Below are 19,427 nucleotides of genomic sequence, written 5' to 3'. Positions count from 1 at the left end.
AAATAGATCACTTAATTAAGCCAATTGGTATTAGTCATTTTTAGTATTCATACGGTAGTGATGAAAAGTGAGATCAAAAAAGCCCCATAGCGAGCGCTGTAGGGGCTTTAGAAAGGAAACAGTGAAGGTTATGCTGATGGGATGAGTGCATACCCTCCTTTTAAATGTCCGATATTATTAAAGCCGAGTCGTGCTAGCGCCTGTGCTGCAACTTGTGATCTACTGCCGCTGCGACACACCAACACCAACTCTTTCGTCTTGTCTTGGCTTTGTTTGCAAATAAAGTCAGTAAGGCGGGTTAGTGGCACATTTTGATCAAACGCTCTGTTGTGATTTAGAGCATATTCATGCGGTTCACGTATATCAATTAACAGCACACCTTCGTTGTTAGCGATGTGAGCATTGAGCTCTGTTGTGTTGTACTCGTGCAATTCAAATTGGTTTTTATTGCAAACCGTTGCGCCACACATGATCTCACTGCCAGCCTCATCAACAATGTTTTTGTCTATTTGCGCCTTTTTCTCGACAAATACATCAACCGCAATGTCATGTTGAAGCACACTATTTAATAGTAAATTACGACTACACTCTGCCGCTAGGGTGGTTGCAAACTCATTGTTGTAGTCGTGACTTGGGCATAACAAGGTATCTGTGTCGATGAGCTGAGCAAGTAACTGAATGCTATTCAGCATCGCTTTTGGTGAGCTGGTGGAGAAGTTGGTTCTACCTAATGCCCCCATCAGGATTAGGTCACCACAAAAAACGTATCTGATGGCGTACTTATCTTGTTGTTGCTCCAATAGCATAAAGGTGACGCTATCTTCCGTATGTCCTGGGGTGGTTAGTTTTGCAAGACGGAAATGACCAATAGCTAGCGCTTCAAGTGACTGGCCTTTATAGTCAATTTGTGTAGTTTGAGTTGGCCAGCCTAAATGGTCGCATGTTTGTTTTGGTAAATTCAGTGTGGTTCGACTCGATTCGTGATCGGCGTGCCCATGTGTATCAAGCGCAGCGAGCAGTGTTAGCTGCTGGCATTCTAATATCGTATTAAGACGTTCTACCAGCTCAGGAAGTGGATCGATAATAATCGCCGTTTTTGACTGCTTATCAGCAAACAACCAACAGCATGCACCACCCACTTTAAATTGTACTAGGCCGTCAAGCGCTTCTTTATTGTTAACGCCATTCGCCGCTTGCATGAGACAACTGTGACCGAGTGCCTGAGCACAATGGAGAATGCGCTCACACGCCGCGTCTATTTCAGTTTGGGTTGTGGCAGGACCAAAAGACAGTCGAATAGCCGATTCGCTTTGCCATGCAGGGAGTCCCATGGCATCTAGCACAAAACTGCGCGTTACCTTTGAACTGCACGCTGAGCCCGAGCTGACACGGATGTTTGCTGCGTCAAACAAATCCATGATTTCTTTTGAGCTAAATCCCGGAATTGCAAAGTTTAGTGTAGTCGGAACGCTATTACTGAAGTGATTATTAAATACAATAGTCGGGAACGCATCTTTGAGCGTTTGTGCTAGTTGATTTCGAAAATCGTGTAGTTTATCTACGCTTGCAAATTGGCTGTCATTTTCTTTTAGCAGTTCATCAAAAATCACATTCAGCGCGGCAAGGCCAGGTAAGTTTTCTGTCCCTGAGCGTAAACCGCTCTCTTGACCACCGCCAGCAATAAATGGCGTAAACGGCGCGGTTTCTCGAATATAAACAAAACCGATGCCTTTTGGTGCATAGAGCTTATGACCGCTAAAAGGTGCGTAGTCAATAGTTGTTCTCGCTAGGTTTAAATTGCGTTTACCCAGCGCCTGAACACAGTCAACCATCCAAAAAATATTTGAATTATGCTTTCTTATTACGTTTTCTAATTGGTTCAGGTCTTGATATACACCGGTTTCATTATTGACAGCCATAGTGCAAATCATTAGCGCATTAGGTACTTCATTTGCGATAAACGCTAAATCCAGATTACCTGCACCATCAACCGGAATGGCTTTGACATCGGCATTAATTTCTAAAATTTGATTCCAATGTTTAAGTGACTCTGGTACTGCTTTGTGTTCAGTTGCCCCGTAAAGTAGTGTATATTTTTTGTTTGGCTGTATCTTCTTTTTTGCTTCACAAAGGGCTGATAGTATGCCGGTTTGGATGCCCTCGGTTGCGCCACTGGTGAAAATCACTCGACCATGACCAGAACCCAGCACCGCACGTGCTTTTTGGCGAGTTTGTTCCATCAGTTGCTTAGCCTGTAGGCCTGTAATGTGGCTGCTGCTCGGGTTACCAAACATGGTTTTCATGGTAACCAATGCTGCGTCTGCTGCTTGCTCTAATACAGGGGTTGTTGCATTAGCATCTAGATATATTTGAGGTAACACCGATTCTACTGTCATGATTGTGCCTTTAGGTATAAGCAAATTACCGATATAACAAAAAGTAATAAGTAATTATTTATAGTTATAATAAGGGAGATAGGCGTGCGTTTCAACTATTGAGGATGTGTTTATTGCATTCAGGTGTATTCACTTTTAATGTAAATTTAATTTGAAAAAAGTGTATTCATCATGTTTAATTGCGTTCGCTCAAATACTAGATGAGTATGGTAACGGGTATTAATAAGGAAAGGCTCTTTGAGTAATGGATGAATAATGTTGCAACGAATAACAAAACCGACGATGTGGCCCTTATTTTTTACACTGGGTGTGTACGCTACGTTGATCTGGGTACAAGGCTTTTATCAAGCACTTGGTCAAATTATCAGTGAATCCCATATTGCGCTGACCATGGCGTTGGGATCGTTTGTGGCAGGTGGAACGGCATTAGGCGGTGGCGCCGTCGCCTTTCCTGTGATGACTAAATTATTAGACATAGACCCCGCTACGGCCAAGGTATTTTCTCTCGCGATACAAAGTTTTGGTATGACAGCGGCGACCATTACTATTTTCTGTCGCCGTATTCCGGTATATAAAAACGTTATTTTAATGGCGTTGCCAATGGCTGCGCTTGGTGTAACGCTCAGCCTATTGTATATCGCGCCTCTGGCACCAAGGCTCCTCGTTAAGTCTATTTTTAGTTTTTTGTTGCTCTGCTTTGCACTAACACTGATTTTGAGATGGTGGCGTAAGGCACATCATCAACCTAGCAGTGAGTTTATCCAACCTAAAATGCTACGCTTTATGGCCGTAGCGTTAATCGGAGGTATAGCTAGTGGATTAGTAGGGTCGGGTGCAGATATTGCACTCTTTGCCTTGTTGGTGATTGCTTATAATGCAGATGTGAAAAAGGCGACTGCAACCTCCGTCGTGGTGATGACGTTTACCTCATTGATTGGAAGTAGTATTAATGCGTGGCACCTCAATACGATCAGCAGTGAAATAAATGGCTATTTGCTAGCGGCAATACCGATTGTGGTCGTTGGTGCTCCATTAGGCGCTTATGTTTGTTCAAAAGTAAAAGTGGGGCATCTGGTCAGTTTTCTTTTAGTCTTGATTGGGCTTGAAGTGAGCTTTACCTGTTATGAGTTATATCCGACGCTGCTAGGATTGTTTTAATCTAACGCGGTTTACAAAATTGGGTAAGCCGCGAAGCGAGCAAATAACGAAGTTAGATTACGCTCGCTAAATAAAAATATCCATCTGTTACACTTTATTATCATCTTTTCGTGTATTGCAAAAAACATTACATTTTTAAAATGTAAATGATAGTTGTTATCATTACTATTGTTTTGCTAAACTTCGCCCCCTCTCTGATAAATTATTTTCTGAAATAGGTATTTGGCTTATTTCACCACTATCCAATTGCGTAGTTTGGAGTTAAAAATGCAATACTCTCGCTCTTCTGTTCTTTCCGCCTCATGCGTTGCGGTTAAGTTGGCTTTACTAGGTGCAAGCACAACGGCTTTTGCTTCTGAAGACATAGAAAAAATCAGTGTTTATGGCAAACATAATAAAATTATTTTGCAATCTGGAACTGCAACTAAGTCCAATATGGATCTTATGCAGACCCCCGCCGCGGTTGTTGTTGTTGACAAAGAGCTACTAGATTCGCAAAGCGCAGCGACTTTACAAGAAGCACTACGCAACGTAAGTGGTTTGTCTCAGGCCGGTAATAACTACGGCATTGGTGATTCACTAATGGTTCGTGGCCTAGGCGTAAACTATACCTACGATGGTATGTATGGTGGTGCTGACTTAGGGAACAGCTTTAACCCAACACGCTCCTTAACCAATATCGAAAGTATTGAAGTGTTAAAAGGTCCTGCTACAGGCCTTTATGGTATTGGTGCTGCAGGTGGTGTAGTTAACTTAGTTGAGAAAAAGCCACAGTTTGAACAAGCGCTCTCAATTAACGGTAAAGTGGGCGCATGGAATACTTATGGTTTGGGCGTTGATTTTACAGATGCAATTACTGACAAGCTTGCCTACCGTGTTGTTGCAAACCATGAGCGTAGCGACGGCTATCGAGATCTAGAATCTAATAGAGACGAAATCTATGCAAGCTTACGTTTCGACCCAAGCAGCGAGCACTCATTTTTACTTTCAGCGGCCTATATTGATGATTCGCAACAAGTAGATTCAATTGGCGATCCGGTACGGATTATTAACTGGGATAGCATTACTGGGCAACCAGGACTGGTTACAGCTGATCGCTTGCCAAATGACCCACAATATGATGCTGAGAAAGGTAAGTGGTTAGGTGTACAGCTGAATGATGAACAGCGCGCGCAACTTGCTGAGTCAATTCGTATTGGCGATGGCCTAAAGCCTTTTAATCTTGGCGATGGGAATCTGATTTCTCCTTTATCTCGTCCTAATGAAGGTGAAGAGTTACGGATAAAGCTTCGTCACGATTGGTACTTAAATCGCAACTCGAAGCTAACCCAGCAGGTATTATGGCGTAGCTATGATTCTGATTTTGTTCGCCAAACAGGTGCTTACAATTATGTTTATTGGGAGCGCAATGGTGTGATCAATGCAAACCCAAGAGCTCCGCTTGTGATTGATGATGTGCTATATCCTTATGCGGCTCGCCGTCAAGAGTATCGCCGTCAAGTTGCCAGCGAAAAAACTTGGCAGTACTTTGCTGATTTACAGTTAACTTGGGATATGGCTTCTTTGAGCGGTGAGCATTTAGTCAGCGTTAACTATGAAAATCGTGATATGCGCTTAAAAAGTTGGTCTGCATATGATGCCGATGGTAAAGGTTCAATTCCATATATCTTAGACATTCGCAGTCCAAACTGGCCAACAGGCGAATTCGAGGATTATGACCCATCGCTACGTAGTAACTACGATAAAACGCTTACGGCGTATGGCATTAGTGCACAAGAAGTGGTGTATATCACTGATGCACTAACTGCTCGTGCTGGTCTTGCATATACTAGCGTTGAACAAAAATATCAGCATTTAGGTACTGATCGTTCACCAGAAGAGAGTGAAGAGCTGGACACGGATGATGCAGGTATGACGTATAATATTGGCTTGAATTATCAAGTGACCTCTCAGCTTTCTGCTTTTGTAAATATGGCAAAAGGTCGTACTGCATACAGTGTACTGGGTAGTCTAGAAAATGAAGCTGATGCAAATCGTAAAAACAGACCTGACTCTGAATCTGAAACGTTAGATATTGGTGTGCGTTTTACTGCCTTTGATGAAGATTTATTGGGCTCATTAGTGTGGTTCGAAACTAAACGCACAAACCTAATGTATAACAATCCTGAGTATAACGAGCAGCCAGGTGACGACTACAATGTCAGCGTTCCACGCTATTTCTTCGATGATGAAGATGAGTCAAAAGGTGTAGAGCTTGACTTAAATTTAGCATTGAACGACCAAATCAGTGTGAATATGAACGCGACTTATCAAGATGCTGTTGAGATCCGTTCGAATGAACGCTCAGGTCAAATGAAAGGGGTACCGAAAAAGTTTGCCAGCACGTGGGTGAAGTATACCCAGCCAGCTAATTGGTTTGGAGGGACTCTAGAGTACAGTCTTGGAATTAACTATGAGAGTGAACGAACAATTAATTCTGTTTCTTTCGGCCTGCCTACGGCAACTATTGATGGTTATACTCGCTGGGATGCTGCAATTAAGTTCGATGCTGAGCAGTTCGATATTCAGCTAAACCTTGAAAACCTAACTGACGAGCGTTATTACAGTAAAGCATTGTTCTTAGGTGGCACGCCTGGCAACGAGCGAAATGCTAAATTGAGCTTTAACTATAGGTTCTAATTGGTTCGCAAATAAATAAGGAGGGAAGTCCCTCCTTATTCTTTCTAAGCAGTCGATGCTTAGTCGCGTTTAGATTAGTTAACCCCTGAACAGGATAAAAATCAGTTATTTAATGTAACAAGTGATACGAGTGAGAAGCTCGTGTGGTGGTGTATCTCTAACATCATTTAAGTATTCTTCGATAACAGGCACATCGGCAGGTTCGAACTCACTGTTAGGTAACCATTGTCCAAACAGGTACTCGTAAGGCGTTTCAAGAGAAGCATAGTCACCTTGGTAAAGTAGGCTAGCTGTTTTGCCCGATGGAATGGCGAATTCACAAAGCCCCTCTGGGAGAGATGCGGTTGTCTTTGGCACTAAAATTGTTGCCATTGATTTTAGTTTGCTTTCCTCGACGGTTTTTGGGTCGTCAAAATATACACCAAAGAAACGCGTATCCGCACCTAATAAGCCTTGTTGCTGCGCCAGTACGTTTAATTTTTCAAATGCTTGACCGATTTGCATGTAATCGCCATGGTGCTCAAGTCCGATTAACGTCATTTGCTCATTACTGCCTATTTCTACATTAAACATATTCGAATCCTCTTCTACCTTAATGATATAAAACTCGGCCGCACAGCCTTTTGCCTTGGCCTGTTCATGTTGGCGAAATAGGCTAGGTGGTTGCTTATATCGTTGAGAAAATGCTCGGCTAAACGCTTCAATACTTGCATAACCGGTCTGCTCAGCCACCTTTGCAATGGAGTCTTGGGTGCGAATTAACATACCTGCAGCAACATGTAGTCGCATTCTTCTTACGGTTGCATTGATGGTTTCCCCAGCGATTGAGCGATAAACACGGTGAAAGTGATAAGTCGACATATGGCATTGATCAGCAAGCGTGATCACATCAAGTTCGCGATTAATATTGTTATAGATGTAATCAATAACAATATTTAAGCGAGTAGTGTATTGGCTCAGGGTTGTTGCTTTTCTAGTCATCATTCACTTCATTGTTGGTTTATGCGGCCACTTTTACCAATTCGCCTCAAAATAGATCACTTAATTAGGCGAATTGGTATTACAACTCCGAAACTTACGTCAGAGTTGATATGGCTTATCATGGCAGAACTCGATTTGATAATGTTTGCTGATTTGTACTTTACGCAACTTATTGGTTTTCCGTAAGTGCTTTTTCCACAGCTTTTAAAATAGATGATTTGGTAGACGGTTTGGTGATGTACCCAGTGAGCCCCAAAGACGCCCACTTTCTGATTATATCTTTGTTTTTATTGCTGGTTAGCGCAATGATAGGAAGTTTTTTACAATGTGGAATATTGCGAATATTTTTGGTTGTATTGTAGCCATCAAGCTCTGGCATAAATAAGTCCATAAATACCATGGTGAATTTATGTTTTCTCAATGTTTTTATAGCACCTAACCCGCTGGTTTCACAGTCTACTTTATACCCCTCATCACGTAGGATCTTGGCTATCATCTCTCGATAAATTTCGTTGTCTTCCACCACCATTATTTTTACTTCTTCTTGCTTGGTTTCAAGCGCTTTTGGTTCGCTAACATCAACCTCACCGGTATCACCTACTGGCAATACATTTTGCGCTAATTGCGCGCACTTAGAGTTGTCTTTTTCGCTCAGCAATGCTGTAAGCTCAGCGATAGAGAATTGTTTATCTTTCAATCTTTTTGTTAATTCATGAACGCTATCTGCCAATTGGTGTTCTAGTTCATCCAGCAGTGGCGATAAGTGTTTTTGTTTTAATTCATTTAGCAAGTCATCTTGAACTTTATTAATCCCTTTTTCATTGTCGAGATTACGTCTTACCGTTTGTAGCGTCTCATCCGCTTTTTGATGATACAAAGCTGCATCATCAATCAATTGCTTTAGCTTGTCATCTATGCGACCAAAATGCTCCTCTCTGATTTTAGCAACCTCAGACGTGCCTTCCGTACGAACCAAAGCATTATGTAAGATCATACGAAATCGGTAGTTCTCATACATCGGTTTGTAGACAAAATAATCGGTAAAAATACCTTTCATACAACATCGAAAGGCCACGCCTGACTCTTTGTTTTCACACAGTAAAATATTTTCATGAGCATAGTTAAGTAAGCCATGCTTGGCGAGCAAACTATAGATTTCGACGCTTTTTGCGACTGTCTTTCGAGCAATAACAATGACATCTGGTGGAGACTCAGTTAGCACTTCAGCTACTTCTTTATGACTAGTGAGAGTACGGTATTCATTGACTTGAGAAGCAACAATATCAACAACGCCAGTCATTTCTGCAGGATCGTCGCAAATAATAATCACTTTTGGATGTCGTTGTGCGTGTTCAACGTCTTTTTTATGCATAGATTCCCTCTAACTATGAGAGTATATCAAAGCCTATTAAATTTAATTATTTACTAGAATGAGACTTTTGCAATGCGGATTCAGAGACAGTTTGCAAAAACTCCGACGGGGTACAAGGTGGGTAGTAATAATAGCCTTGAACCGATTCTACTTCGTAACTTTGTACAACGACTAGGTCCTCAATCTCTTCGACACCCTCAGCGACGACCTCTAGTCCAAGTTGGTGAGCCATCTCACAGGTGCTCGCGATAATGACGCGTTTGTTTGGTTGCGTTGAACAGCCATCAACAAAGCATCTATCGATTTTGAGTTCATCAAACGGTAACTCGTTGAGCTGCTTAATAGAAGAATACCCTGTACCAAAGTCGTCAATAGACAGCTTAAAGCCTTTAAGTTTTAAACGCAGCAACACATCAAGCGCACGCTTGATGTTATCTAACAAGTGACTCTCAGTTAACTCTAGAGTGATTTGAGAGGTGGGGGTGCAATACTCTTCGCAAATAGACTCGAGTTTTTCTGGGAGTTTTATGTCTTCTAGCTCTTTCACGCTCAAATTAATGCTGAATTGAAGCGCTTTAAGAATATCTCGATTATAGCTAAGCAAGGACAAGGTTTGTTTCAACAGGCTATAGGATAGCAGGTGAATTAATTCGTTCTCTTCCATTGTCGCGATAAACTGTGAAGGAGGCACAGTGCCATCGGTACTATGATGCCATCTTGCAAGCACTTCTGCGCCAATGATTGCACCGGATGAACTTGCGACTTTAGGTTGAAAATACGCACAAAACTCTTCTCGCAATAATCCCTCATAGATCTCATCTTTACTATAGTTTTGTAGAGCGTGTTGGGACTTTGTGGATGTATTTTGAGACTGAAGCTGACTGTAAAGTTCTTTTAGCTTAGTTGCAGAAAGTGGCTTTTCTAAACTAGATATAATGGTGAGGCCATGAAGCTCTGCCAGTGCAGCGGTATTTTTGATAAATAGACCTTTTTCACCACTTAGCAAAGCGATAGGTGCTTGGATACTTAGTTCGGCAAATTTCCGTAATATCTCTACGCCATCCATTTGCGGCATGTTGATATCAAGTAAAATAAGGGAAGCTTGATGGAGTTCTTGACTTTCTAATGCAGACAGCCCGCTGTTAAACCCTTTAAAGGCGCACGGTGTCTGGTTAGAAATCAACAATTGCAATTGTGTGAGAATAAGCTCGCTATCATCAATCGCAATAATAAGGTGCTTTTTATTTATCATACATACTAGACCTGAATTTTTAGCACGTGTTACGTGAGATCTTCCACATTAAGTATAGAAGCGATTTCAGCTTGTGCATTATCAAAAAGCATCAAACATTGATTCAATAAATTTTCAATTTTTATCTGCTTACCTTCACCTGCTGCATGTTCAAGTTCTGCCATTTTTTCAGAGAGTTGTGTTGCGCCGACAGCCTTCGCCGAGGTTTTCCCTTGATGTGCAATATTCTTGACACTTTCAGGATGTTCTAGGTCTACCCCTTGTAACAGTTTTTTCGTGTCGTCGACAAAGCTTCTTAAGAAAATACTCTGTAACTCTTTATCTGTACCTACATATTCACTGAGTATCACCAAGTCGATATGTCTGGTTGGCGCATCTAGTTCCTCCATCAATGAGGAAGCATTCTCCGCTCCTTGGCTGTTTGTTGGAATGTTGCTCGAAAACCATTTTTTTAGCTTTTTGTTTAATTTCTGCAAGACAATGGGCTTTGCAATGTAATCGTCCATCCCAGCGTTAAAGCAAATATCTTTCTCACCGTCTAACGCATTAGCCGTTGCCGCAATGATAGGAATGTGCTCTAGATTGCGTTCACGTTCATGCTCGCGACGTTGTTTTGCGAATTCATAGCCATCCATCACAGGCATATGGCAGTCCGAAATAATAAGCGAAAAGTGATACTGTTCGAGTAGCTGCAAGGCAACTTTACCATTGTCGGCAATAATGCATTGATAGCCTAGCAGAGCTAGCTGTCTTTTGAATAAATCCTGATTATAAACATTGTCCTCGACGACTAAGATAAGCTTGTTAAGTGCTTGGGCATCATTAATTGTGGGTAGTGCCTTAGATTTAGTCTCGCTGTCGTCACTTGTTGATTCACTGTCAATTAGCCCTTCTAAGGTGGCGATGTGTGAAACGACTTTATAAGCGTAATAAGGATATAGCGCGAGGTTTGAGACGTTGATATTGTTTGCATGCGGAAGCTTGTCCTGATTATTGTCTAGTAAAATATACTTGCACTCGCTTTCCGCGATGAAAACTTCTTTTCCTTCTGTAGTGAGTTGTTGGAAGGCTTCTGCAGTGATAACGAGATAATCAAATTGTTGACTATCAATCAGTTGTGCGTTAAACAGTTCTCGAGGGAATATTTCACATTGGGCTTCATAGATGCGCAGTTGATTTTGCAGGTCTTTTTCAAATTTGTCCTCGTCGCCCACCACAGCAATTTTTAGTCTGTCTAAGGTTAAGCTAATATCACGGGTTTGTTTTGGCACTTCACAGTATGGCAGAGTAACAATAAAGTTACTGCCAAAACCCTCGAGGCTTCTACAGTCAATTTCCCCTTCCATCATGGCTACAAGTTTGTGGGTAATGGAAAGGCCCAGTCCGGTGCCGCCATATTGGCGTTGAATACTGCTATCTGCTTGAACAAATGGTTTAAAAAGGTTTTCTACTTGTTCTTCGGACATACCTTTACCATTGTCTTTCACGCTAATTTCCATATAACCATCATCGGGAGAGCGCCCAATAGTCACTTCTACAAAGCCAGCGGCGGTTGCAGTAGTTTTGGTGAATTTTAACGCGTTACCGATTAGGTTTAATAAAATTTGGCGCAGTCTAACTGGATCTCCTAATTGCCAGTTAGGTAACTGTGGCGAAAGATAAAAGGCAAGCTTGAGCTTTTTAGAGTCCGCTTGATATGCAAGGAGCTCCGCGAGTTCTCTAATAATTTCTTGCCAGCTAAATGGCGTAGATTCAAGTTGCATTTTCCCCGCTTCGATTTTTGAAAAGTCTAATATGTCGTTAATTATTCGAAGTAGTACTAATGCTGAGCTTTTTGCGACTTTGGTGAGGTGAGATTGCTCGTGATCAAGGTTAGACTGGGCGAGAATGTCCAGCATGCCCACCACGCCATTCATCGGCGTTCTTATCTCGTGACTCATTGTTGCGAGGAAGCGAGACTTTGCTTCACTTGCTTGCTCTGCTTTTATGCGAGCTTGCTCAAGCTCTGCAGAAAAGTTAATGCTTTTAGTAATATCATTCTGATAGATGAGGGTGTATTTCCCAGAATCTGTGGTGATATTTTTCACTAACACGTTGAACCAGTACAGGGTATCTTCACTAACATACTGGCACGTCGTTAGTGCTTGATACTGCTCTTTGTCTTTTGCCTCTTCTAACATGGACAGTAATTCGCTGTTGTCTGTCATTGGCAGTTGGGTAATAAATGCTATAACGTCAGAACCTTTGTTGAGAGAGCTTCCCATGAATTGGTATTCGTTGTGATTAGTTCTTTTAATGTGTTCGTTAAACTGATTTAGCATAGCTATATGCTGGTTTTCATCAATTAGCAGGATAAATGCTGGAAATGAATCAATGGCTTCTTGAAGCAGCTTTTCTGTAGATTTTTGGACTTTGAGTAAATGCTGAGCTGACATTCTTTCCACATCCGCTTCATGCATTTTTTCTAGGGCCGCTTTTCTCGCGGCAACGAGTTCTTTTTGTATTCTCTTTTGGCGATTGTTTTCATTAACTTGATTCGTTACATCTTTTACAACCCCGACAACAAACTGCGAATTTTCACTTGAGTAGTATTTTAAATTGAGAATGACATTTAGGTATCTAGTTGAAGATTCGTCTCTTATTGTCAATTGAAGTTCACTAGATTGATCGTGAGTTATGGAACGTAAGTTTGATTGCAACTTCTTCCTATTGTCACTATCGAGTAATTTTATAATTGGTTTTAAATTATGGTACTCAAGTTCGGGAGTTAAGTTAAACAGCGTCCTAAAGCCTTCAGAGGTATGTGCTACGTGTTGTCCAACAGGCACCTCAAAACTACCGATAGCGGCAAGCTTCTCAGATGAGTTCAATAAAGTTTGACGCTTTTGAATCGCGTCTTTTGCAGCTTGCTTGTCTAATTTTGCTTTTTGTTGGGCGCGATAGCTAATTGCTAAACCAAATAAGCAAAATGCAACTAATGACAACACCTGCCAGATAAACTTAATTTCTATGGTGTAGAAGAGATCTTGATTAAACGCTTCACGTGAATAAGCATAAGCACCCACTTGAAGTTCTTGATCCCAGATTTTTGCACTTAGAAAGTCGGTTTGGTCAATATTATTAGTAAGCAGTAATTGACTTAGTGGAGTATGCGTGCCGCTAATTTTAATCGCCTCGACTTCCTGCATAGTGTAGTAACCCGATGCGTTTTCTAGGCGGGTATCAAGGCTGAGTTCTAGGCTGCCAAGTAAGACATCCAGCTGAACTTCGTACCAATACAGTGTTTCCGTCAGCCCCTTATCGGACAGCCCAAGACCCGCCATAATCAATATTCGATGGCCATCATTACCCTTTATAATTTGTGTAACTACCCCTCCACGGTGCAAACTTTCTTGATATTGAGAATAAAACGACGCGATCTGGCTTTTGTCTACATACTGAGTGTTATTAAGATTATTAACGGCTAGCGTTTGCAACTGAGACGGTTTAGCGAGATCGGCATTGGTGCTAATACTGGCATACCTAAGGCTTTCAACATGTGGCTTGTACCATAGCGTTTTAAGGTGGTTTATACGCTCCAATGAGTGGTTGTTCAGCTGCCTAAGAGTTTGTACTTCAGAGAGGTATAATAGCTGCTTTTGACTTGCAAAATGTTCCACAAATAGCACGGCAAGTACTGACGAAAATATCACAATGAGCTGTGCGGTTTGTGTTCTAAGTGGTGCCGTTTTATATATTTTTAATTCGGTAAACGCTCTAATCAATAGGCAAATTAAAATGATATAAAGCAGCGCAATGATCAAAGAGATAATGAGTGAGGTTTGAGCTCGCTCTTGTGAATTTTGCATAGATGCGGCAGCAGAGTCCTTCATATATTCAAGTAAATTCAGGCTGCCACTAGCGAGCAAGTTCAAATAGGCAGTACTGTTATCCCACCACACATAGTGTGGTAAGTTGATTTCAGCTCCACGGCTAAAGCGGTTTAGGGCTGAGGTGACATAGTCATACTCTCTAGACGCCGTAGCGGCATTGTATAGCTGTACGGTATTTTGATTATCTTTGAGGCTGTCCATCAGTGTGACATGAGTGGCGTAGTATTGTAGCGCGCTTCTCATTGCACTTAATCTAGTGGCCTCTTCATCTGCCGTTAAGTATCGGCTGATCTTAGCTCTGAGTCTGCCCCCTAACTCAATTGCTCTGATAAGTGTGTGAATATTCTGGTACTGTGTTTTATCCTCATTGCTACCAAAATTATGGATGAAGGACTGCTCAGTTTGTATGGTTCGGACTGTATCGATTAAGTGATTAATCAAAATTGTGTAGCGAAGAAATAGTTGCTCGTGGTTGATATTTGCCTGTCTATTGAGCTTTCTCAGTGTTTGTATATCGTCTTTTATGGTCAATTGAAACTGATCGAAGTTATTAATGCTCGTGAGTTTTTCAGCAGTGAGTCTTATTATTTTTTCGTCCGTTTCCTGATAATATGCAAGTAGTCGCGCGTCGTGTTCTTCTTCGGACTTAAACCCCGTGGACATGCCGCGTTCACGTTGCAGACTAAAGATCACTTCAATCGCTTTATCTAGGGCGGAAAGGTTGTTGTAGTATAAAGTCAGACTCTAGTGAACCACACGATTTTTATTAAACTCGTTAATTTCGAGGTAAAAACCACTTAAGCAGACTAGGGAAAAAAGGGTTAGGGAGATTATTTTAAAATACTTGCTCACATTTGCCACCTGCGTTATCTCACAAAACAAACTATAGTAGAAATATAAACACTGTCTAATTAAGTAAGTAGATTATGAAAACCCCTGAGGTACCTAAAAACGAACCAGCTAGGTTACATGCGCTTAGGGAGCTTGCGATACTCGATACAAAACCAACACTTGAATTGGACCGAATTACTCAATTTACTGCCCATGTTTTTGATGCTCCAATTGCATTGGTAAGTCTTGTTGACAAGGACAGACAATGGTTTAAATCTCGCTTTGGATTGGATGCTGAGCAAACGTCTCGCGATGTTTCATTTTGTGGTCATGCAATATTAGAAGACACGGTATTTGTGGTTCATGATACGCTCGAAGATCCTCGCTTTATGGATAACCCTTTGGTGTTAAATGCCCCTCATATCCGATTTTATGCTGGTGCTCCTATCATATTGTCCAGCGGTTTTCGCGTTGGGACCGTATGTGTTATCGATATAGAACCCCGAGAGTTGAGTGAAGCTGATTGTGAAATATTAAAGCAAATCGCAACCGACGTTGTAACTCAGTTAGAAAAAATCTAATTGTACTTTACCGCAAGTAAAAGCGATGGGTGTCAAAATTTTCTATAAAGTCGGCCGTTACAGCCGCAAATGTTAGTGCATTTAGCTCGTGGAAACGTTACAATTGAGACTGTATATCATTGCCATTTAGGGCAATGTTTAAACGATAACTAACCTGAGGTTTGGATAAGGAATGAGGTAACTCATTGTTTCTAAAGTAACATTAAATTACTACCTTATCTAGCCAGAGAGTTTTGATGATAACTAGGCGAATTTGCGCACCAATAGCTGGCTATTGGAAGTGAATTCAACGTAGTTAGCGCTAAAATTGGCTGCTAGAAAGGCATTAATTATCCTAAGCTCAGGTTAACTACGTATATTTCTAAATTTATTTCTGTATTTTTGAATCACGGCTTTTTCCTACACGGTATAAAAGATAAGGTGAGGTGCATTTAGTCAAATGGCTCCATCTTATGCTGTGGTTGTACGTAGCATCTTATATTAAATTAGGTACACGACTCATTTCATGACAGATATCACTACGCATCAAGCTTCTCGCCGAAGATTATTGATTGCGCTTGCAATCACTTGCTCTTTTATGATCATTCAAGTTATTGGTGCTTATTACGCTAATTCTCTCGCTGTGTTAGCTGATGCTGGACACTTGTTTGTGCACAATAGTTCTTTATTTATCGCGTTGATAGCGTCAAGTGTGGCAGTTTATCTTGCTAAAACATATAACGATGGTTACAAGCGTGCTGAATATACCGGTGGACTTATCAATGGCATTCTCTACCTTTCAATTGCGGTAATTATCTTGCTCGAAGGGAGTGAGCGATTGTCTCATCATGCGGGCGGTCATGACCTAGAGGTGAATAGCTATTTAATGTCTATGATTGCTGCAATTGGGTTTTTGTTTCATGGGGCCTCCGCTTGGGTGCTGTACAAAGGCCGTAAAGACAGTATTAACGTCTATGCTGTTTTCTTGCACTCATTTTTTGATTTACTGTCCACCATATCGACATTTATCGCAGGTGTGATTATACACCTCACAGGCTGGGAGGTGGTTGATATTCTCTCGAGCATGCTGATTTCTGTCTTTGTATTGTTCACAGGAATTAAGGTGATAATTGCTTGTCTTAAAGGACTTGCTACACCCCCAGAAGTTTTGCCCACGGTTCAAGAAGTTGAGAGAACGATTGTGTCTACGGAGCATGTTGAAAGCGCCCATAATATTACGGTTAGCAAAATTGATGGGGCGGTTGTCGTTGGTGCACATGTGGTATTAAAGCATCACTGTACTATCGAATCTCATGATTCAGCGTGTCGCGTGGAAGTGGAAGAAGCGTTGAAAAAGTCCTTTAATGTGCTGAGTAGTGTGCTACAAATAGAGAGCCATGACTGCCCTCATCATTAGGGAAAATAAACCCAATGTGTGATATATTTTTTAGTTATTTGTTGCACTACCTTGGCAGGTTTTAAAATATTTTTTATTGTTATACATAGGCAGTATCAAAAACCGGTGGTGTAACATTTGAATCAAAATCAAGCGCTCATCATAACTTTAGTCTTAGGTGTACTTGGCGGGCTGGCCAATCTGTTGCCAATTTGGTTTTTGGATAGTTCTGAATTCCTTTTTGGCCAGCTGTTTGTATTATTTATCCTGCTGCTATGCGGATGGCGCTATGCCATCATCGCTGTGATTATAGGTGCCGGTTTTATTTGGTATCGATGGGAGCATGCTTGGCCTTCTGTGGTTTTTTTCTTCGAAGTGTTGTGGCTTCACTTTGTCTGCGTCCGTTTCGCCAAGCCATTTTTTGTTCGGGGTATCGTTTATTGGATTTTGTTGGGGTTACCTGCATTATTTATTTTTGGCTATTTTGCCCTCGAACTGCCGTTACTCGTTATATTCACTGCACTGGCTAAGTACCTAATCAACGCTGGTATTTGCCTCGCTGTGGTCGACTTGCTGAGCTTTTTCTTTACTCGCAGCAAGTGGCAAGGGATGCCGCTCAATCAAATTCTGAATTCTACCGTCAACCTTGTTATCGTTTTAGTTGTATTAATGACAACCGTCGTGCTGACAAACAATTACTATAAAAGAATTGAAGCAGAGATAAAAACACAGCTTGAAGAAGCCTCCGGTTCTATAGTCGCTCAAATTGATGACTACCTTGATGCATACCGTCGCGCGATGGTGATATCCGCAACGGATGTATCCTTAGGGATTGATGCTGATTATGTTATTGAGCGGTTGCTAAAAACTCATGCTAATTTTAGAACCGCAATTGTTGCGGACAAAGATGCTAATGTTACCCACCTTTATCCGCAGCATTTTGCTGAGACGATGAAGGGAACAAACGCCAATGTGTCAGATAGAGACTATTTTATTAAAGCACCTGAACACCCTGAAGGATTTGTGTCGGGCATATTCCAAGGGCGTGGCTTTGATGAAGCGCCAATCGTGGCAATTTCAGCGCCAATCTTTATCGCTGAAGAGTTTAAAGGAATAGTGGAAGGGTCTTTAATATTTGGCTCATTTGAACGCTTTATTCCAAAAATTCTTGCTGAAGATGCTAACTTGATTGTGCTGGATAAACACAAAAGGGTCGTCTACAGCTCGTTAAAAACCGAATTTAAAACCTTGGATATGCCAAGTGATGTAGTGTTACAAGCCTTATTTGATAAGGAATCCTCAACTTTTGAAGACTCGACTGAGCAGATTTTATTTAAACAAACTGCGGTATCTAAGCAATATGAATGGTCAGTTATCACTATGCTCGATCGTAAATATCTTAACCTAGTTGCTGCAGAAGCTTGGTCAGATGCATTGGGACTTGCGCTTGCGATTATTATATTGAGTTCTATTTTTGTCCGTCAGCTCACTCGATTGTTGGTGCGTCCAATTGTGGCGCTCAGTCATGATATTCGTGCTTACGAACCTTCAACTTTAATCGAAAATTCGGCGAATGCAGATAGCAGCTTTTTAGAAATAATTGAGTTGCAGCAGCAGTTCAATCAGCTGGCTTTTAAGCTAACACTGAGTTTTACAAAACAAAACCAAGCCAGCCTAGAAAACGAAAGACTTAACCGTAAGCTTACCGACTTCAATCGTGAGTTAGAGCAACAAGTTGCTGAGAAAACGGAAGAGCTAACCAAAGCCGTAGAAGCCGCTAACGCTGCTAATCATTCCAAGAGCCGGTTCCTCGCCAATATGAGTCATGAAATTAGAACGCCGTTAAATGGAATTATCGGTATGTCGGATAGCTTGATCAGAGAGCAAAGTCTTAGCAATGAGATGGCAGACCAAATAACAATTATACGGCAGTCGGCAAAGAACCTGATGCTTATCCTCAATGATATTTTGGATTATTCTAAAATTGAGGCGGGGGCTTTGAAAATAGAACGCCGGGCAGTGAATTTACAAGAAATGCTCGACAGTCTGGTCAGCATTTTCAAAATTTCTAACGTCAGATATGGTGTTGAGTTTAAGTACGAGAAGGGGGCTGAACTCCCTACATACCTTGAGTTAGATGAACTACGCGTGTCACAAGTGGTAAATAATTTACTCAGCAATGCTGGAAAGTTTACCAACAAAGGCCACATAACACTTTCCGTCCATTATGAGAGTGGGATGTTAAAGTTTACTGTTGCTGACACTGGAATTGGCATTTCAAAAGCGCAACAGGAAACGTTGTTCCATGAGTTTACTCAGGCAGACCTTTCAACCACAAGAAAGTTTGGTGGTACCGGACTTGGCTTAGCTATTTCTAAAAAACTAGTCGAAGCGATGCATGGCGAGATAAGCATTCACAGTGAACTTGGGCTCGGTAGTAAATTCTATGTAGATATTCCAGCTTCAAAAGGGCAGGGGGTTAAGAGAGAGCAACAAGAAGTAGGGGCTCCTGATTTTAATGGCCTCGATGTTCTATTGGTAGAAGACAATAAAATTAACCAAGTGGTTGTTGGTAAGTTGCTAGAGAAAACGCACTGCTTGTTAGATAAAGTGGACGACGGAGTCGAAGCTTTAGTTGCAATGAAGGCGAAAAACTATGCCTTGGTTTTAATGGATTGCCAAATGCCGAATATGGACGGCTTTGCTTGTACCAAAGCAATCAGAAACGAGCCAAATATATACGGCAATCCACATATTATTGCGATAACAGCGAACGCCTACGAAGAAGATAAACAAAAATGTATCCAGGCAGGCATGGATGATTTTATTGCTAAACCCATTGATATTAACGAACTTTATCAAAAGCTTAGTGAATGGCAGCGCTCAGAACTGCCTGATAGTGAAACGCAAGATAAGGGCTAACGCTTAGG

The 19,427-nt window shown here is 41.4% G+C and carries 10 protein-coding genes; 5 read left to right on the top strand and 5 right to left on the bottom strand.

Annotated features, from left to right (window positions below):
* Nucleotides 1-128: 128 nt before the first annotated feature.
* Nucleotides 129-2,396 (bottom strand): aminotransferase class V-fold PLP-dependent enzyme, encoded by a 2,268-nt coding sequence (locus L1271_RS10890; RefSeq protein ID WP_010607496.1) that lies wholly within the window; start codon nucleotides 2,394-2,396, stop codon nucleotides 129-131.
* A gap of 255 nt (nucleotides 2,397-2,651) precedes the next feature.
* Here L1271_RS10890 and L1271_RS10885 point away from each other — a divergent pair, with 255 nt between their 5' ends.
* The gene (locus L1271_RS10885) at nucleotides 2,652-3,554 is read left to right on the top strand and encodes a sulfite exporter TauE/SafE family protein (protein ID WP_102058578.1); all 903 of its coding nucleotides are present in this window, start codon (nucleotides 2,652-2,654) and stop codon (nucleotides 3,552-3,554) included.
* Nucleotides 3,555-3,821: 267 nt separating this feature from the next.
* Complete coding sequence (locus L1271_RS10880; protein ID WP_010607498.1) at nucleotides 3,822-6,233, top strand: TonB-dependent receptor; 2,412 nt, start codon at nucleotides 3,822-3,824, stop codon at nucleotides 6,231-6,233.
* 105 nt (nucleotides 6,234-6,338) lie between these two features.
* Here the strand turns inward: L1271_RS10880 and L1271_RS10875 are convergent, their stop codons facing one another.
* The 4 genes from L1271_RS10875 to L1271_RS10860 form a co-directional block, all read right to left on the bottom strand.
* Nucleotides 6,339-7,217: an AraC family transcriptional regulator gene (locus L1271_RS10875; protein WP_233525275.1), complete on the bottom strand. Its 879-nt coding sequence runs from the start codon at nucleotides 7,215-7,217 to the stop codon at nucleotides 6,339-6,341.
* Nucleotides 7,218-7,383: 166 nt separating this feature from the next.
* Entirely contained in the window at nucleotides 7,384-8,586 is a 1,203-nt protein-coding gene (locus tag L1271_RS10870; RefSeq protein ID WP_010607500.1) for a response regulator, read from the bottom strand.
* Between the two features lie 46 nt (nucleotides 8,587-8,632).
* A complete protein-coding gene (locus tag L1271_RS10865) occupies nucleotides 8,633-9,838 on the bottom strand; it encodes an EAL domain-containing response regulator (protein ID WP_235367845.1) in 1,206 nt (401 codons plus the stop codon).
* Between the two features lie 29 nt (nucleotides 9,839-9,867).
* The gene (locus tag L1271_RS10860) at nucleotides 9,868-14,403 is read right to left on the bottom strand and encodes an ATP-binding protein (protein WP_235367844.1); all 4,536 of its coding nucleotides are present in this window, start codon (nucleotides 14,401-14,403) and stop codon (nucleotides 9,868-9,870) included.
* Nucleotides 14,404-14,636: 233 nt separating this feature from the next.
* Between L1271_RS10860 and L1271_RS10855 the strand changes: the two genes are divergently transcribed.
* From L1271_RS10855 to L1271_RS10845, 3 genes are all read left to right on the top strand, one after another.
* On the top strand, nucleotides 14,637-15,122 hold the full coding sequence (locus L1271_RS10855) for a GAF domain-containing protein (protein ID WP_102058581.1): 486 nt from the start codon (nucleotides 14,637-14,639) through the stop codon (nucleotides 15,120-15,122).
* Nucleotides 15,123-15,627: 505 nt separating this feature from the next.
* A complete protein-coding gene (locus L1271_RS10850; protein ID WP_010375246.1) occupies nucleotides 15,628-16,518 on the top strand; it encodes a cation diffusion facilitator family transporter in 891 nt (296 codons plus the stop codon).
* A gap of 117 nt (nucleotides 16,519-16,635) precedes the next feature.
* Entirely contained in the window at nucleotides 16,636-19,419 is a 2,784-nt protein-coding gene (locus L1271_RS10845) for an ATP-binding protein (protein ID WP_235367843.1), read from the top strand.
* Nucleotides 19,420-19,427: the final 8 nt, after the last annotated feature.

Origin of the sequence: Pseudoalteromonas sp. OF5H-5, assembly GCF_021530695.1 — a bacterium.
In the GTDB taxonomy this organism is placed as follows: domain Bacteria; phylum Pseudomonadota; class Gammaproteobacteria; order Enterobacterales; family Alteromonadaceae; genus Pseudoalteromonas.
This window is presented reverse-complemented; position numbering and strand designations above follow the sequence as displayed.

Bases quoted from the DNA above. Each gene is read 5' to 3' on its own strand.
- L1271_RS10890 (WP_010607496.1), bottom strand. From the start codon at position 2,396: ATGACAGTAGAATCGGTGTTACCTCAAATATATCTAGATGCTAATGCA.
- L1271_RS10885 (WP_102058578.1), top strand. From the start codon at position 2,652: ATGTTGCAACGAATAACAAAACCGACGATGTGGCCCTTATTTTTTACA.
- L1271_RS10880 (WP_010607498.1), top strand. From the start codon at position 3,822: ATGCAATACTCTCGCTCTTCTGTTCTTTCCGCCTCATGCGTTGCGGTT.
- L1271_RS10875 (WP_233525275.1), bottom strand. From the start codon at position 7,217: ATGATGACTAGAAAAGCAACAACCCTGAGCCAATACACTACTCGCTTA.
- L1271_RS10870 (WP_010607500.1), bottom strand. From the start codon at position 8,586: ATGCATAAAAAAGACGTTGAACACGCACAACGACATCCAAAAGTGATT.
- L1271_RS10865 (WP_235367845.1), bottom strand. From the start codon at position 9,838: ATGATAAATAAAAAGCACCTTATTATTGCGATTGATGATAGCGAGCTT.
- L1271_RS10855 (WP_102058581.1), top strand. From the start codon at position 14,637: ATGAAAACCCCTGAGGTACCTAAAAACGAACCAGCTAGGTTACATGCG.
- L1271_RS10850 (WP_010375246.1), top strand. From the start codon at position 15,628: ATGACAGATATCACTACGCATCAAGCTTCTCGCCGAAGATTATTGATT.